We start from the raw sequence: 24,952 nt of genomic DNA on the forward strand, positions 1-24,952 counted from the left end.
TTGTTAGCCTAACTTTTACCTAACTTCTTTCTAAGTCCTGCAGCCAACGCAGGAGCCACATATATGACATGTAGAAATTGTTCAGCCAGATGGAGAACATCTTCAGCCTCATCATGTGTAACAGTCGTTTTGCTTGGGTGAGCAGCATCATTTCCAATCCATCTTACGGCATCTGCCCACTCCTTAAGATCTTTCGTTATTACACCGTTGGCTTGAAGTTCTGCTATTTGTGAAACGAGTTTATCTGATTTAGCTCCTTTGTCTGTTGCAGCCACTTGCATAACTCTTCGGGCCATAACAGCCGCAGCACGAAAAGCTGAAACGGAAAAACATTGCTTCGCCTCATCGAGATCATTACGGATTGCTTCGGGTACATTTTGGTCAGTTGGCTTTGGTAACGGTGAGGGATAGACTTTTTCACCTTTATTTAACACCAGAACGGGTTCATTACAGGAATTACACACTCCCATCCACCATGTGTTTTGATAATCCTGCTCCCAAAAGGCTTCTGTTGTGTATGTATATGATCCACTTTTATATTTAACCGGGGCAGGATCAAGAGACGTATGTCTATGACAACTTGGACAGTATATTGATAGATAATTTGGCACAAAATTTCCTTTAAGGCTAACAGCTGTATAGTGCGCATGCGCGTTTTAGTCCTCAGATGAGTGTAAACGCGCATGCGCGGTTTCTAAACCTATTATCTACCAGCTGTATTTTTTAACCTTTTGAATTTAAAAATATTTCCTGGAATGTTACGGAAATAACGCGCAAACTTAGCTACAGATTCCCGGCATTTTTCCTGGAACATCAATAATACTGTATAAAAAATCAGTTCTGAGGTGCTTGTCATGAGCGCGCCAAGCCGTACAACCCGAGCCCTACAACCCAAAGCGCCCTACAACCCAGGCCTACAAAAACGTTGAGTGAAGCCATGGCTACCGCACGGGTCCAAACTCTGTTTGTCCCTGCATTCCGCTTAATGCAGAAAAGTGTTGTTGCTTTCGGCCTTAAGCTTAAGAAAGTGCTAAAGCTAAGCGTTTGAATTGGTTATACAATACCCAGTACTGAATTTGAAAACAATTAGCCAAAGGTCAAGTTCTGACAAAGGCAACAAAACCCTGATTTGGTTTGTTTTTGAAGCAGAATTGACTGGATTGGAAACCCAAAGCGACACGACTTTAAGCCGCTGGCACAGCGGCTAGCATTGCTTCCAGCTAAAAGTTCCTAAGTTAGTACTGGCCAAGCTTCCGGCCACAGTGTAGCCCATCACCTGCGGTGCGAATGGGCAGGAAGCCCGAATGCAGTGAAGGACAGGACGTCCAAGAACGGTCCTTTCGCACAGGCGATCCTGTGACACGGCGTGAATACGTCCATGTAGCCTCGACGAAAACGTCCCTGTTTTCGACGGTCACAGTTCCGCCTGTGCCTAGAATTAGGCGTATATCTGCAGATCTCTCAAATATTTCAAGCTACTCCATTGTCACAGAATTGCACCGAATCCCCCTTCGGAGCCGCCGCTGGCGTTGTTGCAAATTGGCGTAGCCGAGACAGGGATGTCGAGGCTCGAAGGTCGAGCAAGGATGCGAGTCCTGAGTGTAGCCAATTTGTTTCATAAGCCAGCGGGGATTTCGGCTACGTCGGGGTGTCCTTGGGGATGCAAGGGGCTTTGGACAAGCAAAGCCCCTTGCCCGGTGTGGTGTGGAACACCACGACTTTAGGCCGCTGGCACAGCGGCTATCATGGCTTTAAGCCCAAACTCACCAAAAAACTTGCGCTGAGCTGCTGGTTAATTTTCCCCCCATCACCTGCGGTGCGCTTTTCGTACAGGCGATCCTGTGACTCGCTGCGAGTACTTCCCTGTAAGCTCTGCCTCACCATCCCTGGCTCGGAAGGTCACAGTTCCGCCTGTGCCTGGAAATGAGGTGTATGTCTGCAGACACTTCAGATGTTTCAAGCTACTCAGCGCTAACAGAATTGCACCGACTTTCCTTCAAAGCCGCCGCTAGGCGTTGTTTGCATGTTGGTGTAGCCGAAACTAGTTTGGCGAATTGAAAACGAATTTTCCGAGGCTATGCCTGATAAGAAAATGCCCTCCTATTGGAGGGCATTGATGAGTACAACCGGGCTTAAGCGTTTCTCGGTTGCTCAGGCTTATCTATATCCAAAGTCACTTCATAGGCCACATTGTTTTGGCTGACAGGCTTTACCGTCTCCACTTTGGGCTCGGCACTGGCCTTGGTATCCCGGGCGATTTGCAGCGCTTCATGGGTGAGCATATTGTTGCCGCTAAGCAGATCATTCAGCCCGCCCTTTTCGGCATCTACCAGCCCCAACTCTCTGAGCATGGCATCGACCACGGGCGCATTGGCACGGTAGTTGAGCGCTGCACTGGTCACTTGCTCGGCAATGCCGCCCTTGACACCGGCGCCATCGGAAGCTGTCCCCAATTGGCCGGTTACGCCGCTGCCATAGCCTTGAAGGATCTTGATGCCTTCGATGTTTTCCAGTGGTTTAACCGCATTGGCGACGATTTCCGGCAGAACTTTGAGGATCGCCAGTGAACGCTGCAGGGCAACTTGCTCGTCACGCAACACGTTCTCGGCTTCGTGCAGCGCCTGTTTACCGGCCGCTTCCACCGCATACACCTTCTCATCGGCCTCGGCCTTGAGCATCTTGGCATCGGCACTGGCGCGGGCTTCGGTCAGTATCGCTATGGATCTGTCTTCGGCGGCGCGTTTCTCGGCTTCAGCCTGAACTGTAACCCCAACGGCTTCCCGCTCTGCCTCTTTACGGGCGTCGATAACTTCAATCTCTTTGCGACGATTGGCCTCAGCCACCTGACGCACTGTGATTACCGCTTCCTCTTTTTCAACCTTGAGCTTTTCGGCCTCGGCGGCGCGGGCCCTGGCGGCAGATTCTTCTTCCGACTTGGCGGCAACCGCAATCTGTTTCTCCTGTTCGGAGACTTCGATATCTCGCAACTGTTGAATTCTGGCCTGCTCAATTTGCTTACGCTTTTCAATCTCGCGGGTTTCTATGTCTTTGGTCTTTTCAATTTCCGCCGACTCGATGGCGCGTTCCTTGGCGATTTCCGCCTCCCGCTCCTCACGCTGCTTTTGCTCTTTCTGCTTGATGATCTCGGCCTTTTGCTCGGCGCGCTTGAACTCCAGTGCCTGCTGCTGGATCAGACGTGCTTCCTCTTCAGCCTTTTCGATATTCAGCGACTCTTTTTCGGCTTCCAGGTTACGCAGCTCAATCTGGATCCGGTTATCCTGCTGAATGTCGTTGGTTTCTTTACGCTTTTCTTCGATGATCTTGGCGAGTCTGGCACGACCTTCGGCGTCGAAGGCGTTGTTCTCATTGAAGAACTCCAGCTCTGTCTGGTCAAAGCCTGTCAGAGAAACCGACTCCAGTTCCAGACCGTTTTTCTCGAGATCGTTGGCAACGTTGTTCTGCACCCGCTGTACAAAGTCGGCCCGCTGCTCGTGCATCTCTGTCATGTTCATTTCGGCAGCCACGGCGCGCAGCACGTCAACAAACTTGGATTCCATCAGCTTCTTGAGCTCTTCCACCCTATTGGTGCGACCGCCCAATGTCTGGGCCGCCATGGAGATACCTTCGGCATTGGGGGCCACCCTCAAGTAAAAGTCGGCCTTGACGTCCACCCGCATCCTGTCTTTGGTGATCAGGGCATCTTTTTGAGTCTTGCCCACTTCGATGCGCAGGGTGTTCATATTGACGTGAATAATTTCATGCAGTACCGGCAGGACAATGGCGCCGCCATCTTTGACTACCTTTTCACCACCGAAACCCGTGCGCACAAAGGCCATCTCTTTGGTGGCGCGGCAATAGAGCTTGGCAAAAATAAACCCTATCACCAACAAACAGAGCACTACTGCGCCTGCGGTAAACAGCAACATACTGGTGCCGCTGGTATTTAAACCCGGGATGGTTTCCATTCCTGTTGTTTCCTTCTTTGGTTAGATTATTGTTCAAAACGGGTGGCAGACCACACGCGGCCGCTGCGTCTTAGCAGCACCACTTGCACCCCTGCCGGGAATTCGGTGTCTTCGTCTTCGGGTTCGACCAGGACATAGTGTTTCTGACGGTACTGATCCTGAACCACGGCCTCGCTGGGATTACCCTTGATGGCGCAGCCGAGTGTTACTGTGCCGACGCTGCCGCTGAGATCTTCGATTGAGACGGCGCTGGATTCATTTTTGGGAAGAACTCTAGCCAACTGCCCACCGAGGAAATGGCAGGCAACCGCCGCCAACGGCAAGGCCAGCAGCAAAGAAAACACTTGCGGCAACAGGGCAGAGGTGAGCAGCCAGGAAAAATAGTTAAGCAGGTAGCCCGTAATACTGAAACATCCCAGCGCCAGCACAAACCAGATGAGCACAGGCAGCCTATCCAGGCAGAGCCAACCGGCCAGTGCTGTCAGTCCGCCCTGAGGCAGGTCAGTATCAAGATCGGCATCGGGAAGCCAGTCATCCATGGCGGCCATCAGGCTGATACCCGCGATTAATGTGAGTCCCTCTATCACTCCAAGCAGTGCCACTATCGCCAAGGCTACAGCATAGGGCAGATTGGACTGGGCCAGAAAAAAGTCCAGCACAGGATTCCTCCTTGTAGACGACTGTACCTGTCGTCAATATTCCATATAAGCCTGTTTATTTCAGGTCGTCACTGAGTGTAACCCTTGGCAAGCTTGGACTCCAATAGCTTTTATCTGCATTCGACGTCAGAAATCTGCAGCGGCTCACATTAATGTTAGCCACTCCATACTGAGGCTATCTTTGCTTGGGTTAGTGTTGCAACAAACCACAAGGTTTACGCCAGCAACGCCCAGACAAAAACCGAATTGCAAACTTTGTTTTTTATTACAAGACATTAATTTAATTACATTTCGCAAGCACCAAATCTGGCGAAAAACACTTGAGATGCATCCCTTGGCTTGGTTAGCATAAGAACTGTTCCCTCTGATGCATGCCAACCTTTTAGAGCAAACCATGACTGCCAAAACCGAATATCAGCAACTTTGCCGGCACTTTCGCACCATCAGCCATTTTGAGCATTTCAGTGCCCTGGGCGACTGGGACCAAGCCACCATGATGCCCATGGGCGGCAGCGAGGCCCGCTCCGAGGCGATGGCCGAGTTGGCATTACACATTCACAGTTTAAAAACCTCGCCCCGGCTTGCCGAATGGCTGGATGGCGCCGAAGCCAAGGCCGCCGAACTCAGTATCGAACAGAGGGCCAATCTCAGAGAGATGCGCTGGCACTATGCCCAAGCCATAGCCGTGCCGGGGGACTTGGTGCAGGCCAAGACGCTGGCGGGTTATCGCTGTGAAAACCAATGGCGCGAACAGCGACATAACAACGATTGGCAAGGGTTTCGCCCCAATCTCGAGGCGGTAATCGCCTTGGTGCGAGAAGAAGCCCAGGCTCGCTCGGCGCACACAGGCAAGGCAGGTTACGATGCCCTGCTGGACAGATTTGAACCCGGCATGACCTGTAAACGGCTGGAGACCACTCTCGGAGCGGTGCGGGACTGGTTGCCCGAACTTATCCAAAAAGTGAAGCATAAACAGCTGCACCAGAGTTACAATAGCAGCGCCGGCGACTACCCGATAGCAGACCAAAAGCTGCTGGGACGAGAGGTGATGCAATACCTGGGATTTGATTTCAACCAAGGGCGCTTGGATGTCAGCTCGCACCCATTTTGCGGTGGCGTGCCCGGTGATATCCGCCTGACCAGTCGCTACACGGAAGATGACTTTATCGCGGCCCTCACCTCCACTATTCACGAAACGGGTCATGCCCGTTACGAGCAGGCGCTGCCAAAGGATTGGCGAGGACAACCCGCCGGAATGTCTCGCTCCATGGGGATCCACGAGAGTCAGAGCCTGTTTTTTGAGATGCAACTCGGTAGCAGCCGCGCCTTTATCAGCAAGCTCTATCCGAGAATTCGCCGACATCTCGACTGCCCGGTATCGGCCCATGAACTGATCGACAATATCACCCGGGTCAAGCCGGGTCTTATCCGGGTCGATGCCGATGAAGTCACCTATCCGGCGCACATACTGCTGCGATTTGAAGCCGAGCAGGCCTTTATCGACGGCAGCCTGGAAGTGAAAGACCTACCCGATTTCTGGGATCAGAAGATGCAGCAATATCTGGGGCTGAGTACTGCCGGTAATTACAAAGATGGCTGTATGCAGGATATTCACTGGACCTTGGGCGAACTGGGATACTTCCCCAGCTACACCTTGGGCGCCATGTACGCCGCCCAGCTGAGATTTGCCATGGAAGCCGAATTGGGCCCCATTGAAGCCCTGCTGAGCCAGGATAAGCTGGGGCAGATTTGCGACTGGCTGGATGAAAAGATCTGGTCCAAGGGGTGCCTGCTGGAAACCGATGAACTGATCCGTAGTGCCACAGGCCAGAGTCTGGATCCCAACTTCCTGCAGCGCCATCTGCAGCAGCGCTATCTGGATTAATTTATCTGCAAAAATGGTATAATGGCGCGTTTCTATGAAGTAACTGCAAAGAGAAAGTGAATTCAGATGTTGATACGCGCCATTAGCCAGGATGACTGGCAAGCCATAGGCGAAATTCAAGCAGAGTGCTACCACGCTCTGGCCCCCGAACCTTTACATGTACTCAAGAGCAAGTGGCAGGCATCACCGCAAACCTGCTATGTCCTTGAAAAGAGTGACCAGGTGGTAGGCTATTGTCTGGCTCATCCCTGGACCGAAGACACCCCTCCGCCACTGTACAAGGCGATTACCACACTGCCCAAGGCCGACACCCTTTATCTGCATGATATTGCCATCAGCAACAGGGCTCAGGGATTCGGCGCCGGACGCAAACTGTTTGATACCCTCAAACTGCAGGCGGAAAAACTGCGCCTGGGTTCCTTGTCACTGGTTGCAGTACAGGGCGCCTGTGGTTACTGGGAAAAGCTCGGCTTTAACCACAAGCGTATCGAAAAATCGCTGGCCACCTATACAGATGACGCCAGTTATATGGTCTATCCGGTAGCCCGCTGACAGATGCAACCCACACTCATCACCATAGGCTTGTTGTGCCTGAGCAATATCTTTATGACCTTTGCCTGGTACGGCCACCTCAAGTCCCTTTCAGGTAAACCCTGGATCATTGCCGCTTTGGTCAGTTGGGGCATAGCCCTGTTCGAATATCTTTTGCAGGTACCGGCCAACCGTATTGGTTATAGTGTGATGAATGTGGGCCAGCTCAAGATACTTCAGGAAGTCATCACCCTGAGTCTGTTTGTTCCTTTTTCATTCTATTACCTAAAGGAACCACTGAAACTGGACTATCTCTGGGCCGGGTTGTGTATGCTCGGCGCCGTTTATTTTATATTTCGCAGTAAGTTCGCTTGAGCCCACTGCTTTAATGAGGACACAAGATGGCACGTCAGGTCGCCTATGAATACAAGGGGGTCGCGAAAGTGATCAACTTTGCCTATGACAAATACCACGACATGTACGAGGCTATTGCCGCGGCCGAGGGAATAGATCTCAGCCGTTTTCTGGCGATGGAGCAGCAAGTCGCCATGACAGCCAAAGGCGGTGGCGCCCTGAAGAGCTATCGCACCAGTGAATTCGCCCGTATGGGATTTCGTCATATCCACTTTGTCAAAGAAGAAGAGCAGGGTTAATACCTGCCCAAAAGAGGGTTAAGCCATGATAAATCCAGAGCACGCCAATTTTCCCCGAGCCGGCTTTTTCAAGCGCCTCGGTGCCGCCGTCTATGATCTGCTGCTGGCGGTAGCCGTCTACATGTTTGCCGGTGCCATAGGGTTTGGGATCTTTACCGGCCTGACCGCCTCCGGCCTCATTCCCATGGGGAACTATGAACATGTTTCGGATCTGCTCAATGGCAACAGCCTCTATCACGGCATCTATCAGCTGTGGCTGGCCTGCTGTGTGGCCGGTTTCTACGCTCTCTTTTGGTCCAAGGGCGGCCAGACGCTGGGCATGCGCGCCTGGCGCCTCAAGGTGCAACATCCCAACGGCCAAAACCTGAGTTTTATTACCGCGCTGGCACGAGTGGTTTGGTCCTTGTTGGGGATAGGCAACCTGTGGATCCTGTTCAATGGTGACAAACTGGCTCTGCAGGACAGCATGACCCGCTCAGAAGTGGTTCTTCTCAGTAAAGAAGCCAACTCACTGCGTAACTGGCACGGAGCCTGAGACACGGATTCTGAGATAATAGCCTGAAATACCCAGGTAGCGATGGCATTAAAATAAAGCGTTCTAGATGCCTCCAATACGCAAACCACAGCAAAAAGCCCTGTCAATGACAGGGCTTTTTCATAACGTTAATCAACAAGGGAGGCTTTTAAACCTGCAGCGGCTTTACTCTCAAGCCCTCAATCCTCAGCAGCGTCCTCAGCGGCGGATATAGTAGATAGCCGCGCCGGTAAACAGCACACTTGGCATCATGGCGCCCATCAAGGCCGGCAGTTCATAGACTATGCTCATGGGGCCGAAGATCTCATTACAGATATAGAAGGTAAAGCCGGCTATCACCCCGAGTAGTACCCTGGCCCCCATGGTGACTGTTCGCAGTGGCCCGAACACAAAAGAGAGCGCCACCAGCATCATCACAGCCACTGTAATGGGCTGCATCACCTTGCGCCACAATGCCAACTCATAGCGACTGGCGTCCTGATTGTTGTTCTTCAGATAATCGAGATAACCGACCAAACCACGGATAGACAGGGCATCGGGTTTAACCGACACCACGCTCAGCTTGTCCGGTGTCAAACTGGAGGGCCATCTGTCTTCCTTGAGGTTATCCAGCACTACTTGCTCATTTTTGAACACAGTGCGGCGAACCTCCAATAAACGCCAATATTCCTTGGTGTAGATAGCCTGCTCGGCATGCACCACACTGGCCAGCTTCTGCTCTGAGTCAAACTCATAGAGGGTAATATTGCCAAGACGGGTCACATCTTCAATCTCGCCGATGTTGACGAACAGGTTTCCATCTCTGGCCCAAATCCCGCGGTGGGACTTAATCAGGTTGCCGCCGGAGATCTTGCTGGTCTTAAGCTCATAGGCCTTTTGCTCCGCCACCGGTGCGCCCCATTCACCCAGAACCATCACCATCAGCATCAAAGGAACCGCCGTCTTCATCGCCGACAGGGTGATCTGCAGCCGCGACATGCCGGAGGCCTGCATCACTATCAGTTCAGAGTTAGAGGCCAGCATGCCCATGCCGATGAGCGCCCCGAGCAGCACGGCCATGGGAAAAAACATCTCCACATCTCTTGGGATCAAAAACAGCACATAGACGGCGGCATCCATCATGGTATAGCTGCCCCGGCCTACCAGACGCAGCTGATCGACCCATTTGATGATCCCGGAAAGCCCGGTCAAAATCAGCAGACACAAGGCAGAGGTGCTGAGCAGTACTCTGGCAATATACCAGTCCAGTATCTTCATGCTGCGGCCCCCCGGCGTTTAAACAAGCCGGTCAGGCGAGTGCCCAAAGGTCGGCCCTTACCTATAAGCAAGATGCCCATCACTAATGCCGAGGCATGGATCCACCACATCCCCAGCCAGGCCGGGATCACCTCATCCTGCAGCGCCTTGCGCCCGGCGACCATCAAGCCGAAATAGCCAAGATAGAGCAATACCGCCGGGAACACCTTGGCAAACTTGCCCTGGCGCACATTAACCCGCGCCAGTGGCACAGCAATCAGCGTCATCAAGGGGATAGCCAGCGGAATGGCCAGTCGCCAGTGGAATTCGGCCACGGCTTCCGGCCCCGGCGTATTGAGCAGTTCCTTGAAAGGCACGGCAGATAACTTGCGATCCCTCTCATCCACTTCCTGCTCTTTGAGTTGCATCTGATAGCCGCCGAACTCAATCACCTGGTAATCCACCCGGTTCGGGGCTCCCTGATAACGCACGCCATCATCGAGCTTGAGCCGCTGACCACCGGTTGCGTCTTCCACTACCCGGCCACCATGGGCCACGACCAGGTTGGTAACGCCGCTCTCATCTTCCGCATCGGGAAGCTGGGCTACAAAGACTTTTTCCAGCTCATTATCTTTACTGATTTTTTCAACAAAGAGCACAGCCCGGCCATTGGCACTGGTTTGAAATCGCCCTTGAACCAGGGCGGCTAACCCGGCCTCTGACTGAGCCTTTTCCAAAACCGTGTGCTGTTTGTCCTGCGCCCAAGGCGCGACATAAAGCGCCAGATAACCGGTAAACAGGCTATTGAGCAACGCCAGGATCAGGGTTACCCGGGTGACATACCATTCGCTGATGCCGACCCCGTGAAAGACCACCATCTCGTTTTCAGCATACATGCGGCCATGGGCGAGCAAGATCCCCAGAAACAAACTCAGGGGCAGGATAAGCACCGTCAATTCGGGCAAATTAAGGCCTATCAGAGTCAGCACCAGGGAGGCGGGAAATTCGCCATCGGAGGCATCGGCCAGGATGCGGACAAATTGCTGGCTGATAAAAATAGCTAACAAGACTGAAAGCACCGCTATTTGTGCCTTCAAAACTTCGCGGATCAAGTATCTAAATACAATCACAGGCTGAATCCGGTATCCAAACTTATCTTTTTGCTGGTGTCAGTGTTACTTTCATGTAGACTGTCTACTTTTGATAGTTTTCTGACCATAACAGGCGGCATTTTGGTTGTTTCAGGCGTATGATTCTTGTCAGCCAAACCAGCCCCCTGCTGCAGGAAATTTTCCGCCTTTGGGCGGCACAAGCAGACATTATCCAATAAATAAAAAAGTTTGTCTTTAAAAGAATCTAGGAGAGCTCATGGAGTTTAGCGTAAAGAGCGGCAGCCCCGAAAAACAGCGCTCGGCCTGCATAGTTGTAGGCGTTTACGAACCCCGTCGCCTGTCCGGCATCGCCGAACAACTGGACAAAATCAGTGAAGGTTACATCAGCAACCTATTGCGTCGCGGCGATCTGGAAGGTAAGCCCGGGCAGATGTTGCTCCTGCATCATGTACCCAATGTACTGAGTGAGCGGGTTCTGCTGGTAGGTTGCGGAAAAGAACGAGAACTAGACGAGCGCCAATACAAGCAGATCATCACCAAGACGATCAACACCCTCAATGATACCGGCTCAATGGAAGCCGTTTGCTTCCTGACCGAACTGCACGTTAAAGGCCGCGACACTTATTGGAAAGTGCGCCAGGCCGTGGAAACCACCAGCTCTACCCTCTACAGCTTCGATGGACTCAAGACCCGCAAGGGCGAGACCCGCCGCCCACTGCGCAAACTGGTATTCAATGTCCCGACCCGCCGTGAGCTGACGGTCGGCGAACGCGCCATCGAGCACGGTGTAGGTGTTTCCGCCGGTATGCAGCTGTGCCGCGACGTGGCCAATATGCCACCCAACATCTGCAACCCGGCTTATCTGGCCTCGCAGGCCCGACAACTGGCCGAAGTGCATGAGAACCTGAAGGTCAGCACTGTCGGTGAAGAGCAGATGGCCAAGCTTGGCATGAACGCCTACCTGGCCGTGGGCCGTGGCAGTGCCAATGAGTCCATCATGACAGTGATGGAATATCAAGGCGCCGTCGACACGACCGCCAAGCCGATAGTGCTTGTGGGTAAGGGCCTGACCTTTGACTCAGGTGGCATCTCGCTCAAGCCGGGCGAAGCCATGGATGAAATGAAATACGACATGGGCGGCGCTGCCGGGGTACTGGGTACCATGAAGGCCATTTGTGAAATGAAGCTGCCTATCAATGTGGTTGGGGTACTGGCCGGCTGTGAAAACATGCCTTCCGGCAACGCATATCGCCCAGGTGATATTCTCACCACCATGAGCGGCCAAACCGTGGAAGTGCTCAACACAGACGCCGAAGGCCGTCTGGTGCTTTGTGATGTACTCACCTATGTGGAGCGCTTCGACCCTGAACTGGTGGTCGATACCGCCACTCTGACAGGTGCCTGTGTTATCGCGCTGGGTAAACACGCCTCAGGTCTGTTCTCGGCCCATAACCCACTGGCGAGCGAGCTGCTCAATGCCGGTGAGCAGAGCGGTGACCGCGCCTGGCGCCTGCCGATATGGGATGAGTACCAAGAGATGCTGGACAGCCCATTTGCCGATATGACCAACCTGGGCGGACGCCCTGCCGGTTCTATCACGGCGGCCTGTTTCCTGTCGCGCTTTACCAAGAAGTATCACTGGGCCCACCTGGATGTAGCAGGTACAGCCTGGAACAGCGGCGCCAACAAGGGCTCAACCGGTCGTCCGGTTCCTATGCTGGCGCAGTTCCTGCTCAACCGCGCCGGGGTCGAGCAAGGCGAATAAGCGCCTGACTCCCTGCCAATAAAAAGCGAAGCCCAGTGCTTCGCTTTTTATTGGCTATTTTATAAAGCCAATCTTCCCTTTGCCCTGCTCCTTCCCCGTCTTTTGATGATCGCCCCCGCCTTTTGATTATCGCCGAGTGAGCCGGCACTTGGGCAAAATGGTATTCATCCAGGACTCAAACCACAGAGCTAAGCCACAGAGCTAAGCCACAATAAACCGCCCTGTTGAAAGGCAGTGGCTCAATACGGCCCATAAAACTCGGCTTCAGACTAAGTTTGCACAGCTGAGTTCGTACAACTGAATTTGCAAATACAGTTTCTACCGACATGACTCCGTTTACTTTAACGCTGAACGCTTTAATTCATAGCTTTTCATCCAGTTACTTCCTGTCGCGTTTCCTTTGTCACTTGATAGTGCTAACGAGGCTCCATGCAAAACAAGTGCTGTTCAAATAAAACACTAGACGACTGGTCTAATGGTGATTATACTGGCCGCCATGAACACACAGACACAAAGCACACGCCAACACATACTGGACACGGGTTACCAGCTCGTCGTAACCAAAGGCTTTTCCAATGTTGGCCTGTCACAACTGCTGCAACATGCCAAAGTCCCCAAAGGCTCCTTCTACCACTACTTCAAATCCAAGGAGCAGTTCGGTGAAGCCCTGATAAAAGACTATTTCAACGATTATCAGGATAAGCTGCAGGCACTGCTGGGCCATGAGCGCACTCCGGCGCTGCAGCGGCTGCAAAGCTACTGGCAACTCTGGCTGGACTGCGACGCCGATGTCTGTGGCGCGCAAAAGTGCTTGGTAGTAAAGCTGAGTGCCGAAGTGGCCGATCTCTCTGAGCCGATGCGTATGGCGCTGCTGCAAGGCGCCAAGCGGATCATTGCCACCATTGCCGAATGTATCAAAGCCGGTAACCGGGATGGCTCTGTCAAAGTCAGCAACAGTGACCAGACGGCGCAGCTACTATACAACCTCTGGCTGGGGGCCAGCCTGATGAGCAAGCTGACTCAGGATAAAAACGCCCTCAACCTGGCAATGCAAACCACTGACAACATACTCGCAGGCAAGCTGGATAACAGCGGCCAATAACAGATACTCCCCGCCACACAGGTGGCGGGATTTTTTTAACCAAAAACTAGACGACCGGTCTAATCAAGCGATAAAACCCAATGGAGCCTATTATGACTGCCAATCAAAACCCACATCAGCGCATTGTGCTGGCCTCTCGCCCAAGCGGTGCTCCCAACGCAGAAAACTTCCGTCTGGAAAGCAGCAGCAAGCCGGTGGCAAGCGACGGCCAGGTGTTGCTGCGCACCATCTATCTGTCGCTGGATCCATACATGCGCGGCCGCATGAGTGATGCAGAATCCTATGCCGAGCCGGTAGCCGTGAACGATATCATGGTCGGCGGCACGGTTTGCCAGGTTGAAGAGTCCCGTCATCCGGACTTTGAAGTCGGTGAGTGGGTGCTCGCCTACACCGGCTGGCAAAACTATGCCCTTTCAGACGGTGAAGGGTTGTTGAAACTCGGCAAAGCGCCTGCAGCCCCTTCATACGCCCTCGGAGTCTTGGGCATGCCGGGTTTCACCGCCTATATGGGACTGCTGGATATTGGCCAGCCCAAAGCAGGAGAAACTCTGGTGGTTGCCGCCGCCACCGGACCGGTTGGCGCTACCGTAGGTCAGATAGGCAAACTCAAGGGCTGCCGGGTTATAGGTATTGCCGGCGGCGCAGAGAAATGTCGCCACGCCAAAGAAGTACTGGGTTTCGATGAGTGTCTGGATCACAAGGCCGAGGACTTCGCCGAGCAGTTGGCCCGAGTCTGCGACCAGGGAATAGACATCTATTTCGAAAACGTCGGCGGCAAGGTGTTTGATGCCGTATTACCCCTGCTGAATACCAGCGCCAGAATCCCCGTATGTGGTTTGGTGTCTCAATATAACGCCACTGAGTTGCCGGCCGGACCGGATCGCCTGCCACTGCTGATGAACACCATTCTGGTGAAGCGGATCAAGATGCAGGGCTTTATCATTTTTGACGATTATGGTCACAGATATGAAGAGTTCGCCAACGAGATGGCTGATTGGGTTTCTCAGGGCAAAATTCAGTACAAGGAGCAACTGGTCGAAGGGCTGGAGCAGGCACCACAAGCCTTTATCGGCCTGCTTGAAGGTAAAAACTTCGGCAAGCTGGTGATCAAGGTTGCCGAACCGCTGTGATAAAAACTGATGGCTGCACAAAATTGATTGCTGCGGCCATGCGCTAACCAGCAAAGCAAGACTTGCGGCCCTCTTAAACATAAACGCCAAGAGGGCCGTAAATTTTGAAGACTCAATTCAAGCTAATCACTCCGTCTTTAACAAAGCTTTGGATCAAGTCTGTAGGCCGACGCAGAGCACACATGGGACTTGCTCGCACCTTCCTTAGGTTTCCTCAAAATAACCTCACGCTTAACATCAAACAGCAACTCAACATGGTTAACAGCAAGACAACGCCAAACTGAATCCTTATCCCTTTTATGCATGTGTGACTTATCACCCAATAGCTCAAGAGCCTTATCGGGATGGCGCTGACCATTTCAACCTTTGGCCAAAAGGTGTAAAATCCTCCTCTTATGTCAAACGGCTATCAGTGTTCTGTGCAGGGGTGAGATGCAGGCGATGAGCAAGGCAACTTTTTATCTGCTGCCGAATGCAGCACAGCAACCAAGTGCCGAGCAGTTACAACTGCTTGCCTGTCAGTTGGCCGGGCAGCACTATGCCAAGGGTGAATGGCTGTATATTCACTGTGAGGATCTGGCTCAGGCCCATGGGATTGACGAGCTGCTGTGGCAGTTTGAACCCAGTGCTTTTGTGCCCCACAACCTCAAAGGGGAAGGCCCTGCCGCCGGTGCACCGGTTGAAATCGGCTTTGACAAGCTGGGGCCCAATCAACGCCGCCCGATACTGATCAATCTGGCCAATGAAGCCCCGGCATTTGCGGTAAACTTTGGCAGGATCATAGATTTTGTTGCCGGAGATGAGCAACACAAGGCCCTGGCCAGGGACAGATACCGCCAGTATCGTAATCTGGGAGTCACGCTCAGCACCCAGGATTTGGCAACACAACCACTTAATTTTGTTTGAGAAACGACAGTTCCCATGGAAAAAACATACAATCCGCAGTCTATTGAACAAGCGCTCTACCGTGTATGGGAAGAGAAAGGTTACTTCAAGCCCCACGGTGACGAGTCCCAGGGCAACTATTGCATCATGATCCCGCCGCCAAATGTCACCGGCAGCCTGCATATGGGACACGCCTTCCAGGATACCATTATGGACACCCTGATCCGTTACCAGCGGATGAAAGGCAAGAACACCCTCTGGCAAGTGGGTACCGACCATGCCGGTATCGCCACCCAGATGTTGGTGGAGCGCAAAGTCGCCGCCGAAGAAGGCAAGAGCCGCCACGACCTGGGCCGTGAAGCCTTTATGGACAAGGTATGGGAATGGAAGAACCAGTCCGGTGGCACCATTACCCGCCAGATGCGTCGCCTGGGCGCCTCGGTAGACTGGGACCGCGAACGTTTCACCATGGACGAAGGTCTGTCGGAAGCCGTGCAGGAAGTGTTTGTTCGCCTCTATGAAGATGACCTCATCTATCGCGGTAAGCGCCTGGTTAACTGGGATCCCAAGCTGCACACTGCAATTTCCGATCTGGAAGTGGAAAACAAGGAAAAGCAGGGCCACATGTGGCATTTCCGCTATCCACTCGCCGATGGCGCCCTGACCGCCGACGGTAAAGACTATCTGATTGTCGCCACCACACGTCCGGAAACCATGCTGGGTGACAGCGCCGTTGCCGTGCACCCTGACGATGAACGTTATCAATCCCTGATAGGCAAAGAGATCATTCTGCCAATCGTTAACCGCCGTATTCCTGTGGTGGCCGATGACTATGTGGATATGGAGTTCGGTACCGGCTGCGTGAAGATCACCCCGGCCCACGACTTCAACGACTATGAAGTCGGCAAGCGTCATAATCTGCCCATGTTCAACATACTCACCCAGGATGCCGCCATCCGCACCGTGGCCGAAGTGGTGAATGTCGATGGTAGCCTCAACACCGAATTGGACGCCTCTTTGCCAAGCCGTTACGCCGGTATGGACAGATTCAAGGCCCGCGATGCCGTTGTCGCCGAATTCGAGACCCTGGGTCTTTTGGAAAAAATCGAGCCCCACGGCCTGAAAGTGCCTTATGGCGACCGCAGTGGCGTGGTGATTGAGCCCCTGCTGACCGACCAATGGTATGTGTCTGTCAAACCACTGGCCAAGACAGCCATAGAAGCGGTGGAAAACGGCGATATCAAGTTTGTGCCTCAGCAATACGAGAACATGTATTTCTCCTGGATGCGTGACATTCAGGACTGGTGTATTTCACGCCAGCTGTGGTGGGGTCATCGCATTCCGGCCTGGTATGACGACAGCGGCAAGGTCTATGTCGGCCGTAACGAAGCCGAAGTACGCGCCAAGCACAACTTGGCAAGCGATATTGCTCTGCGTCAGGACGATGATGTACTGGATACCTGGTTCTCCTCTGCCTTGTGGACCTTCTCCACCCTGGGCTGGCCACAGCAGACTCCTGAGCTGAAAACCTTCCACCCCACAGACGTGCTGGTGACAGGTTTCGACATCATCTTCTTCTGGGTAGCCCGGATGATCATGATGACCATGCACTTCATCAAGGATGAAGACGGCACACCTCAGGTGCCTTTCAAGACTGTTTATGTGACCGGGCTTATCCGTGATGAGCAAGGCAACAAGATGTCCAAGTCCAAGGGTAATGTGCTGGATCCTCTGGATATGATCGATGGCATAGATCTCGAATCTCTGGTTGGCAAGCGCACCGGTAACATGATGCAGCCGCAACTGGCCGCCAAGATAGAAAAGAGCACCCGCAAGGAGTTTGCCGACGGCATCGAAGCCCACGGTACCGACGCGCTGCGCTTTACCCTGGCCGCCATGGCATCCACCGGCCGTGACATCAACTGGGACATGAAGCGCCTGGACGGTTACCGCAGTTTCTGTAATAAGCTGTGGAATGCTTCCCGCTATGTACTGATGAATACCGAAGATCAGGATTGCGGCCCCAACTCACCTAACGGCAAAGCCGGCGGTGAGATGCAGCTGTCGCTGGCGGATCGCTGGATCACAGGTCTGTTCAACCAAACGGTCAAGACCTTCGAAGAACATATGGGCACCTATCGTTTCGACCTGGCCGCCAATACCCTGTACGAATTCACCTGGAACCAGTTCTGTGACTGGTATCTTGAGCTGACCAAGCCTGTGCTGCAAAACGGCTCTGAAGCCGAGCAGCGTGGCACCCGTCATACTCTGGTGACTGTACTCGAGCAGCTGTTGCGCCTGATGCACCCATTGATGCCATACATCACTGAAACCATCTGGCACCGTGTCAAACCACTTGCCGGTGTAGAAGGTGAAACCCTGATGCTGGCCGCCTTCCCTGAGTATCAGGCCGACAAAGTCGATACCGAGGCCATGGCCGACTTGGAATGGGTCAAGCAAGTGATTGTTGCCGTGCGTAACATCCGCGCCGAGCTGAACATAGCTCCGTCCAAGCCGCTCAACGCCTTGCTGCGCAGTGTCAGTGCCCGCGACAAGGCCCGTGTCGAAGCCAACCAAACCTTCTTCACTAGCTTGGCCAAGCTGGAAAGCATGACGATTCTGGCCGATGGCGACAGCGCGCCCATGTCCACCACCCAACTGGTGGGCGAGATGGAACTGTTGATCCCTATGGCAGGGCTTATCGACGTAGCGGCCGAGATGGCTCGTATCGACAAACAACTGGATAAGCTGAATAGCGAAGTCGCCCGCATTGAAGGCAAACTGTCCAATGAAGGCTTTGTGGCCAAGGCCCCGGCAGCCGTTATCGACAAAGAGCGCAGCAAGATGGCTGATCTCAAGCGCGATATGGACAAGCTCAAAGAGCAGCAAGCCGAGCTGGCCAAATTGGAAGCCTAACGGTTACCCAAGAGCCATAAAACCCAAGGGCAGTCAATCGACTGCCCTTTTTTTTATTATTCGCTTGCGCTCTGCTCCAAGTGACTAGCAAGATTAAGATAATTTCATCAGTCAGATCTGGCTATCGGAATGACATATTGTTAGATTGGGGAATATTCCAAGGGGAGTAACTTCTCGCCGGCTTGTCGTCATTACGGTGTTTGCGCACCCGGCAACCGGGCAAAGCCACTGAGCTGTGCTTTGTAAGTGAGACCTTGCCGACAGGCAAGATCCGTGCTCCTTCAGCAGGCCTGCCGTCGGTGGCGGGCTTTGTTGTATTTGGAGATAACGAAATGGGTACCTGGTGGTTGTGGAGCGGATTTCTGGTAATAGTACTGGGGATCCTTTGGATAGATCTTAAGTTTGTCGGCGGTGGTCACAGCCATAAAGTCTCTATCAAAGAAGCTGGGATCTGGACCCTGGTATGGATAAGTGTCGCCATGCTGTTTAACTTGGGAGTCTGGTTCTATCTGAAACAGACCGCAGGTCTCGAAGTCGCCAATCAGCAAGGGCTGGAGTTTCTCACCGCCTACCTCATCGAAAAAGCCCTGGCCGTGGACAATGTGTTTGTCTGGTTGATGCTGTTTAGCTATTTCGCTATCCCCGCCGAACTGCAAAGACGGGTGCTACTCTACGGGGTACTGGGCGCCATAGTGATGCGTACCGCCATGGTATTTGGCGGCACCTGGCTGATTAATCAGTTCCATTGGGTGCTGTATCTTTTCGGGGCCTTTTTGCTGTTTACCGGCGCCAAGATGCTGTTTGCCAAGGAAGATAATGAAACCGATCTCTCCAACAGCAAACTGCTCGGCTGGCTCAGAAAACACCTGAGAGTGGTGAAAAATCTTCAGGGTGAGCATTTTGTGGTGCGTCGCCGCGGCATATTATTTGCCACGCCTCTGCTGCTGGCGTTGATCGCTGTGGAAATCAGCGACATCATCTTCGCAGTAGACAGTATCCCGGCCATCTTCGCGGTCACGACAGATCCCTTTATCGTACTGACGTCCAACATCTTCGCCATCATGGGACTCAGGGCCATGTACTTTCTATTGGCGGGCGCCGCCGAACGTTTTGTCCTGCTCAAATATGGCCTGGCGCTGATCCTGATATTCATAGGTATCAAGATGCTTCTACTGGATATCTATCATCTGCCTATCATGCTGGCACTGGCGGTGATCGCAATTATTCTACTGGTCAGCATACTGGGTAGTTTGTGGCTGACCCGAAGTCAGCAAGCACCAAAGCAATAGCTTATTTTTTCAGCTAACTGTGAGTCACTCAAGAGATATCAAAGCGCCGGACAAAATGTCCGGCTTTCCCCAGCAGCAACTTACTCCACGACAACTCACCGCCTTATGATAATTAAATAGGAAATGAAAAAAATCGCCCAACGGGTCTGTTTGAATCACACCTGAAAACAATGAGAAAAACAGTGCATTGGTGTTTTTTTTGTCACCAATGCCAAAGTATAATGCCGGTTTATCGCGACAACGGAAACCTGCCATGCCGGCTTTTATCAAAGAAGAAATATCACTGCTTATCGCCTTGGTCACCCTGCTGTTCTTTAAGACAGGTGGCGCCGAGTATCTGGCGGACGGCGCTCCCCTTGCCATTTATATCCCGCTGTCGATATTGCTGCTCGTGGTCGTGATCTGGACCATTTTTGGGGTCGTAAAGCATTCGGACATTCTGGCGATTCGACTGGGCGATCCCTATGGGACCCTGATCCTCACCCTGTCGGTGATCTCACTGGAAGTGGTGATGATCTCCTCTGTGATGCTGACTGGTGACTCCAACCCAACCTTGGCCCGAGACACCATGTTTGCCGTGGTGATGATCATCTCTACCGGCCTGGTGGGGCTGACACTGCTGCTGGGCGGTTGGCGCTATCATACCCAGCAATTCAACCTCGACGGGGTAAAATCCTACCTGGTCGCCATTATCCCGCTGGCCCTGGTGTGTCTGGTGCTGCCCAACTTTACCGAAGGCGGCAGCATAGGCGGCTTATCGGTTTCCATGTCCTGGATGCTTGGCTTGGTGTCGATAATGCTCTACGGCATCTTCCTGATGATCCAAACCAAGAGCCATAGCCATTTCTTTGTCGACGCCGATCACCTGGATGATGAGCACCATCATCATGCCTCCAGCCACTCCAACCTCTACCACGGAGTGCTGTTGCTCATCTGCCTGCTGACCGTGATGCTACTGGCCAAGACCCTGGCCATGCCCATCAACTACAGCATTACCACTCTGGGCGCACCGGCGAGCCTGGGGGGCTTCCTGGTAGCCTGTATTATTCTGGCGCCGGAAGCCGTGGGAGCAATAAAAGCCGCGCTCAACAATCAGTTGCAAAGAGCGATGAATCTCTATTTTGGATCTGTACTGGCCACCATAGCCCTGACCGTACCTGCGGTACTTCTGGTGGGCAGTATTGCCGGTGAAGAGGTCAGACTGGGGCTCAGTCCCGCAGATATGGTACTGCTGGTGACCACGCTGATGGTTTGTAAGGTGAGTTTCAGCAGTGGCCGCACCCATGCACTGCACGGGGCGACTCACCTGGTGTTGTTTGTGGTCTATCTGTTCTTGATGTTTGAATAATCATTCGCGGATGTTGGCCATGAAAAACACATCCACATATTCGCCATCACGGAAGGCATAGTCCCGCGCCTCGCCCTCAATCACAAAGCCATGGCGTTTGTAGAGCGCTATGGCGGCGTGATTGTCGGTATAAACCGTCAGCTCTAGGCGTCTCACCGCCAACCAGTTATGGGCCAAATCCACAGCGGCTGCCAGCAGCGTAGAACCCACGCCGATACCGCGGCACTCTTCACTCACCGCCATCCCCAGATCGGCCACATGCTTACGTCTGGGGTTGGTTTGTACCTGTAAGGAGAGTTGACCGGCCACCTCCCCTTGCCACTCTGCGACCAGTGAATAATAACCATCCGGCAGTTCGCCCAGACGCTTATACCACTTTTCGAGTGACGGAAAGGGCTGCTGCAAGGTGCCGGCATAACAGCTGGGCTGAGTAAAGAGCGCCCGTATTGCCGGAATATCCGTGTGCTCGCTGTGGCGCACCACAACCTCTTGTTGTGACTGACTCACCTTGGGTTCAAACTCTGTTACCTGCACTCTGTTATTCTCCTTAACTAAAAGCCGCCAAGCCTGTCTGGGCCCGTCCCAGGATCAAGGCATGAATATCATGGGTCCCCTCATAGGTATTGACCGCTTCCAGGTTCATCAGATGCCGGATGACATGAAACTCATCACTAATACCATTACCACCGTGAATGTCCCTGGCCTGGCGGGCGATCTCCAGCGCCTTGCCGCAGGAGTTACGCTTGATTAGCGAGATGGCCTCGATAGCCAAACTGCCCTGATCCAGCAAACGACCGGCCTGCAAGCAGGCAAACAGCGCCGTGGTGATCTCTGTCTGCATGTCCACCAGCTTTTTCTGGATCAGTTGATTGGCCGCCAGCGGCCTGCCAAACTGGACTCGGTCCAGACTATATTGCCGCGCGGCATGCCAGCAAAACTCGGCCGCGCCCAACGCGCCCCAGGCGATGCCGTATCTGGCCTTGTTGAGACAACCAAAGGGTCCCTTGAGCCCCTCGACGTTGGGCAGCAAGGCCTCGACACCCACTTCAACCCCGTCCAGCACGATTTCGCCGGTTATCGAGGCTCTGAGAGAGAACTTGCCCTCTATCTTGGGCGCCGACAACCCAAGAGTGCCCTTTTCCACTAAAAAGCCGCGGATAACCCCATCCAGCTTGGCCCAAACCAGGAAGAGATCGGCAATCGGTGAATTGGTGATCCACATCTTGTTGCCATGGAGCCGATACCCTCCCGGGATGGCTTCGGCGCGAGTCTTCATGCCGCCGGGATCTGACCCCACATCCGGCTCGGTCAGGCCAAAACAGCCAATCAGCTCTCCCCGTGCCAACCTTGGCAGGTATTTCTGTTTCTGCTCTTCACTGCCGTAGGCAAAAATCGGATGCATCACCAAAGAGGACTGCACACTCATGGCCGAACGATAACCACTGTCGACCCGCTCTATCTCCCGGGCAATCAGGCCATAGCTGACATAGTTGACCCCGGCGCCGCCATATTCAGTCGGCAGAGTCGCCCCGAGTAACCCCAGAGCACCAAGCTCTGTCATGATCTCGGGATCAAAGTATTGCTCGCGATTTGCCTGCAGGATCCTGGGTTGCAACTTGCTTTGGGCATATTCATGCACAGTGTCACGGATCATCCTTTCTTCCGGCTGCAACAGACTGTCAAACTGCAAGGGATCTTGCCAATCGAAGGGATTACGGGCCATAGCTTTGTCCTTTTTTTCAGCTGATTTTCATCATGCTACCTCAGTCCCGGATTTCTGCCCAGCGCTGAAACCTCCGCCAAACAAAGATTACGTCTGTATCAAATTGCTACTTTCATGAAAGAAATCTCTGAATTTGCGCCGGACAAATGTTAGTCTTCAGCACTATTCTTAGTCATAGCTTTTAGTAATATTTTCGGTATTCAATGTCTGTACGGCTCTGCTTATTCATAATCGGCCTCTTGTCTCTCAATGCCTGGGCGCATCCCTATTGCAAAGAGACAGAATGCATCCCTACTGATAAATGGGATCTTGGACTGGCCTTGGGTTACGGTCAAAAAACCAACCCCTTACGCCAGCAGGACGATATTCCTCTCTATGTCATTCCCAGTATTGCCTACTATGGTGAAAACTGGTTTTTTGACAATGGTAATCTGGGACTGACCCTGGCAGAGTCGGAGAACTACACCATTAATCTGATGACGGCTTACAGCAGAGAGCGGGCTTTTTTCTATCGCTGGGATCCCAGCAATGTGTTTACTTTCGGTGGCAGCTCTCAGATGTCCAAGGCCACCGAGAGTCGCGCGGCACCCATGATGTTAATGCAAGCCAATGAACCACCAAAAGTATTTAATGAATTGGAAGACAGACACTTTACATTTCTTGGCGGAGCCGAGGCTTTTTTTTACACTCAATACGGTATACTGAATCTTTCGCTTACTCATGATATGTTCAATGTTCACCAGGGCACTGAGGCCAAAGCCAGGTGGTTGTATCATCTGAATTTGGAACGCTGGAAACTTGAATTCGCCCTGAATATAGAGTGGAAGAGTAAAGAAATAGTCGATTATTACTTTGGCGTAAGACCAAGCGAGAATGCCTATTGGAGTCAGGCTTACCAGGGGAGTTCAGGCTTTAACCGCGGGCTGGAGTTTACCGGCCGTTATAGCCTCAACGAGGACTGGGATCTTGTATTGGGACTGCGTTATACCAAACTTGCCGATGAAATAGCCAAGAGCCCTCTGCTGGATGAAGATGATGTCAGGGCTTTTTTCATTGGTGCTGCCTATAGGTTTTAAACAAGGTGCGCATAGCAAACAGCTGGCGTTGGCTGTTCCTGCTGCTGATGTTGTCAATGATATTTGCAACCAAGGTGCAGGCTGACCCAGATAATAACAATCAAGAAATCAAGCTGGCTATCACACCTCAGCTCTGCATTCTCAAGAGTGAAGAGGACACCTGTTCGCTTGACGTCAGTTTAAGCTGGACAAATACAAATGGTGCGGTTTGTATCCTTTCTGATTATGAAGGGTTACAACGTTGGTGCAGTGAAACTGAAGATGTGCACAGCCTCACATTCCGGCTTACAACCAGTGAGGACATTCATTTTGTCATGGTAGATAAAGACACATGGCAAACCTTAGCCGGCGTTTACTTTAGAACGACCCCCGTATCTGACACCAATGTCAGGCGCAGATATCGCAACCCTTGGAGTTTATTCTGATGACCTCAGCTCAATCGACTCACCGAGTTTTATTGGTAGAAGACGACATTCGTCTGGCCAACCTTATTGTGGATTATCTCAAGTCCCATGGCATGCATGTAGAAGTTGAGCGCCGCGGAGACACAGTACTGACCAGACTACTCAACTACAAGCCGGACATTATCCTGCTGGACATCATGTTGCCGGGCATGGATGGATTATCACTTTGCGAAAAACTACCGGATTACTTTGCCGGCCCGATCCTGCTGATGAGCGCGCTTGGCTCCAATGAAGATCAGATCAAAGGCCTGGAACTGGGCGCCGATGACTATGTGGTAAAACCGGTTGACCCGGCGCTCCTGGTCGCACGGATCAACAATCTGTTGAGACGTCATACCAAGCCACCTATGGCCGAATCCCACTGCCTGAGTTTTGGTAAGCTGAGCATAGATCCTCACACTCAGGCAATTCGTTTAGGCGAGAAAGAGGTGGATCTCACCAGTCACGAATTTGAACTCCTGTGGCTGCTGGCATCCCAGGCCGGCCAAGTACTGAGCCGCCAATATATCTATCAGTGCCTGCTCAATATCGACTTCGACGGTAAGGATCGCAAGATAGACGTACGTATCTCCCGCCTGCGCAAGAAGCTGGGCGATAACATAGAAACGCCATTCAGGATTAAAACGGTTTGGGGCCAGGGATATCTATTTGCCCCCGAAGCTTGGAACAGCTAATCCC

22 protein-coding genes are annotated in these 24,952 nt (G+C 52.8%); 15 read left to right on the forward strand and 7 right to left on the reverse strand.

Going from position 1 to position 24,952, the window contains the following annotated elements; genetic code table 11:
- Positions 1-8 precede the first annotated feature (8 nt).
- The 3 genes from WKR14_RS15805 to WKR14_RS15815 form a co-directional block, all read right to left on the reverse strand.
- Complete coding sequence (locus WKR14_RS15805; RefSeq protein ID WP_339086849.1) at positions 9-611, reverse strand: DUF4145 domain-containing protein; 603 nt, start codon at positions 609-611, stop codon at positions 9-11.
- Between the two features lie 1,521 nt (positions 612-2,132).
- Positions 2,133-3,965 (reverse strand): flotillin family protein, encoded by a 1,833-nt coding sequence (locus WKR14_RS15810; protein ID WP_123116802.1) that lies wholly within the window; start codon positions 3,963-3,965, stop codon positions 2,133-2,135.
- Between the two features lie 26 nt (positions 3,966-3,991).
- The gene (locus WKR14_RS15815; RefSeq protein WP_115389888.1) at positions 3,992-4,624 is read right to left on the reverse strand and encodes a YqiJ family protein; all 633 of its coding nucleotides are present in this window, start codon (positions 4,622-4,624) and stop codon (positions 3,992-3,994) included.
- A 394-nt stretch (positions 4,625-5,018) separates the two neighbouring features.
- On the opposite strand from WKR14_RS15815, the gene WKR14_RS15820 reads away from it, so the two are divergent.
- The 5 genes from WKR14_RS15820 (at position 5,019) to WKR14_RS15840 (ending at position 8,228) form a co-directional block, all read left to right on the forward strand.
- On the forward strand, positions 5,019-6,509 hold the full coding sequence (locus WKR14_RS15820; protein WP_339086851.1) for a carboxypeptidase M32: 1,491 nt from the start codon (positions 5,019-5,021) through the stop codon (positions 6,507-6,509).
- Positions 6,510-6,575: 66 nt separating this feature from the next.
- Positions 6,576-7,061 carry a GNAT family N-acetyltransferase gene (locus WKR14_RS15825; protein WP_025011398.1) on the forward strand — a complete coding sequence of 162 codons (486 nt, stop codon included), beginning with the start codon at positions 6,576-6,578 and terminating at the stop codon, positions 7,059-7,061.
- Positions 7,062-7,064: 3 nt separating this feature from the next.
- On the forward strand, positions 7,065-7,415 hold the full coding sequence (locus WKR14_RS15830; protein ID WP_025889282.1) for a DMT family protein: 351 nt from the start codon (positions 7,065-7,067) through the stop codon (positions 7,413-7,415).
- A 26-nt stretch (positions 7,416-7,441) separates the two neighbouring features.
- The gene (locus WKR14_RS15835) at positions 7,442-7,693 is read left to right on the forward strand and encodes a DUF2960 domain-containing protein (RefSeq protein WP_109248044.1); all 252 of its coding nucleotides are present in this window, start codon (positions 7,442-7,444) and stop codon (positions 7,691-7,693) included.
- A gap of 25 nt (positions 7,694-7,718) precedes the next feature.
- A complete protein-coding gene (locus WKR14_RS15840; protein WP_071237031.1) occupies positions 7,719-8,228 on the forward strand; it encodes an RDD family protein in 510 nt (169 codons plus the stop codon).
- A 198-nt stretch (positions 8,229-8,426) separates the two neighbouring features.
- Here the strand turns inward: WKR14_RS15840 and lptG are convergent, their stop codons facing one another.
- Positions 8,427-9,485, reverse strand: a complete 1,059-nt coding sequence (gene lptG, locus WKR14_RS15845) for an LPS export ABC transporter permease LptG (RefSeq protein ID WP_144168034.1) — start codon at positions 9,483-9,485, stop codon at positions 8,427-8,429.
- Entirely contained in the window at positions 9,482-10,594 is a 1,113-nt protein-coding gene (gene lptF / locus WKR14_RS15850) for an LPS export ABC transporter permease LptF (protein ID WP_234556213.1), read from the reverse strand. Before lptF ends, lptG begins: the two co-directional genes overlap by 4 nt.
- 238 nt (positions 10,595-10,832) lie before the next feature.
- On the opposite strand from lptF, the gene pepA reads away from it, so the two are divergent.
- The 7 genes from pepA to WKR14_RS15885 all read left to right on the forward strand — a co-directional run bounded on the left by pepA (position 10,833) and on the right by WKR14_RS15885 (position 21,011).
- Positions 10,833-12,341, forward strand: coding sequence for a leucyl aminopeptidase (pepA, locus tag WKR14_RS15855; protein ID WP_028781604.1), 1,509 nt, complete (start codon positions 10,833-10,835; stop codon positions 12,339-12,341).
- Positions 12,342-12,837: 496 nt separating this feature from the next.
- On the forward strand, positions 12,838-13,443 hold the full coding sequence (locus WKR14_RS15860) for a TetR/AcrR family transcriptional regulator (protein WP_248952806.1): 606 nt from the start codon (positions 12,838-12,840) through the stop codon (positions 13,441-13,443).
- A gap of 92 nt (positions 13,444-13,535) precedes the next feature.
- A complete protein-coding gene (locus WKR14_RS15865) occupies positions 13,536-14,573 on the forward strand; it encodes an NADP-dependent oxidoreductase (protein ID WP_165565504.1) in 1,038 nt (345 codons plus the stop codon).
- 441 nt (positions 14,574-15,014) lie between these two features.
- Complete coding sequence (locus WKR14_RS15870) at positions 15,015-15,479, forward strand: DNA polymerase III subunit chi (RefSeq protein WP_101055728.1); 465 nt, start codon at positions 15,015-15,017, stop codon at positions 15,477-15,479.
- A gap of 15 nt (positions 15,480-15,494) precedes the next feature.
- A complete protein-coding gene (locus WKR14_RS15875) occupies positions 15,495-18,374 on the forward strand; it encodes a valine--tRNA ligase (protein ID WP_339086857.1) in 2,880 nt (959 codons plus the stop codon).
- 332 nt (positions 18,375-18,706) lie between these two features.
- Positions 18,707-19,663 (forward strand): TerC family protein, encoded by a 957-nt coding sequence (locus WKR14_RS15880; protein WP_165565506.1) that lies wholly within the window; start codon positions 18,707-18,709, stop codon positions 19,661-19,663.
- 253 nt (positions 19,664-19,916) lie between these two features.
- Positions 19,917-21,011: a calcium:proton antiporter gene (locus WKR14_RS15885; RefSeq protein WP_165565507.1), complete on the forward strand. Its 1,095-nt coding sequence runs from the start codon at positions 19,917-19,919 to the stop codon at positions 21,009-21,011.
- Here WKR14_RS15885 and WKR14_RS15890 read toward each other — a convergent pair whose 3' ends face one another.
- A complete protein-coding gene (locus WKR14_RS15890; RefSeq protein ID WP_224867864.1) occupies positions 21,012-21,545 on the reverse strand; it encodes a GNAT family N-acetyltransferase in 534 nt (177 codons plus the stop codon).
- Between the two features lie 13 nt (positions 21,546-21,558).
- Positions 21,559-22,734 carry an acyl-CoA dehydrogenase gene (locus WKR14_RS15895; RefSeq protein WP_101055616.1) on the reverse strand — a complete coding sequence of 392 codons (1,176 nt, stop codon included), beginning with the start codon at positions 22,732-22,734 and terminating at the stop codon, positions 21,559-21,561.
- 203 nt (positions 22,735-22,937) lie between these two features.
- Between WKR14_RS15895 and WKR14_RS15900 the strand changes: the two genes are divergently transcribed.
- Genes WKR14_RS15900 through WKR14_RS15910 form a run of 3 tightly spaced genes read left to right on the forward strand, consistent with a single transcriptional unit; the run spans position 22,938 to position 24,948 of the window.
- Positions 22,938-23,810 (forward strand): MipA/OmpV family protein, encoded by an 873-nt coding sequence (locus tag WKR14_RS15900; protein ID WP_339086861.1) that lies wholly within the window; start codon positions 22,938-22,940, stop codon positions 23,808-23,810.
- A gap of 5 nt (positions 23,811-23,815) precedes the next feature.
- Entirely contained in the window at positions 23,816-24,235 is a 420-nt protein-coding gene (locus WKR14_RS15905; protein ID WP_039033170.1) for a DUF3019 domain-containing protein, read from the forward strand.
- The gene (locus tag WKR14_RS15910; RefSeq protein WP_101055623.1) at positions 24,235-24,948 is read left to right on the forward strand and encodes a response regulator; all 714 of its coding nucleotides are present in this window, start codon (positions 24,235-24,237) and stop codon (positions 24,946-24,948) included. The genes WKR14_RS15905 and WKR14_RS15910 overlap by 1 nt, the downstream gene beginning before the upstream one ends.
- Positions 24,949-24,952 lie beyond the last annotated feature (4 nt).

This window comes from Shewanella chilikensis, assembly GCF_037953065.1.
Classification (GTDB): Bacteria; Pseudomonadota; Gammaproteobacteria; order Enterobacterales; family Shewanellaceae; genus Shewanella; species Shewanella chilikensis.

Coding starts and splice junctions, on each gene's coding strand:
- WKR14_RS15895 (WP_101055616.1), bottom strand. CDS start 22,734: ATGGCCCGTAATCCCTTCGATTGGCAAGATCCCTTGCAGTTTGACAGT.
- WKR14_RS15870 (WP_101055728.1), top strand. CDS start 15,015: ATGAGCAAGGCAACTTTTTATCTGCTGCCGAATGCAGCACAGCAACCA.
- WKR14_RS15900 (WP_339086861.1), top strand. CDS start 22,938: ATGTCTGTACGGCTCTGCTTATTCATAATCGGCCTCTTGTCTCTCAAT.
- WKR14_RS15835 (WP_109248044.1), top strand. CDS start 7,442: ATGGCACGTCAGGTCGCCTATGAATACAAGGGGGTCGCGAAAGTGATC.
- WKR14_RS15810 (WP_123116802.1), bottom strand. CDS start 3,965: ATGGAAACCATCCCGGGTTTAAATACCAGCGGCACCAGTATGTTGCTG.
- WKR14_RS15880 (WP_165565506.1), top strand. CDS start 18,707: ATGGGTACCTGGTGGTTGTGGAGCGGATTTCTGGTAATAGTACTGGGG.
- WKR14_RS15830 (WP_025889282.1), top strand. CDS start 7,065: ATGCAACCCACACTCATCACCATAGGCTTGTTGTGCCTGAGCAATATC.
- pepA (WP_028781604.1), top strand. CDS start 10,833: ATGGAGTTTAGCGTAAAGAGCGGCAGCCCCGAAAAACAGCGCTCGGCC.
- WKR14_RS15860 (WP_248952806.1), top strand. CDS start 12,838: ATGAACACACAGACACAAAGCACACGCCAACACATACTGGACACGGGT.
- WKR14_RS15820 (WP_339086851.1), top strand. CDS start 5,019: ATGACTGCCAAAACCGAATATCAGCAACTTTGCCGGCACTTTCGCACC.
- WKR14_RS15825 (WP_025011398.1), top strand. CDS start 6,576: ATGTTGATACGCGCCATTAGCCAGGATGACTGGCAAGCCATAGGCGAA.
- WKR14_RS15910 (WP_101055623.1), top strand. CDS start 24,235: ATGACCTCAGCTCAATCGACTCACCGAGTTTTATTGGTAGAAGACGAC.
- WKR14_RS15875 (WP_339086857.1), top strand. CDS start 15,495: ATGGAAAAAACATACAATCCGCAGTCTATTGAACAAGCGCTCTACCGT.
- WKR14_RS15865 (WP_165565504.1), top strand. CDS start 13,536: ATGACTGCCAATCAAAACCCACATCAGCGCATTGTGCTGGCCTCTCGC.
- WKR14_RS15885 (WP_165565507.1), top strand. CDS start 19,917: ATGCCGGCTTTTATCAAAGAAGAAATATCACTGCTTATCGCCTTGGTC.
- WKR14_RS15840 (WP_071237031.1), top strand. CDS start 7,719: ATGATAAATCCAGAGCACGCCAATTTTCCCCGAGCCGGCTTTTTCAAG.
- lptG (WP_144168034.1), bottom strand. CDS start 9,485: ATGAAGATACTGGACTGGTATATTGCCAGAGTACTGCTCAGCACCTCT.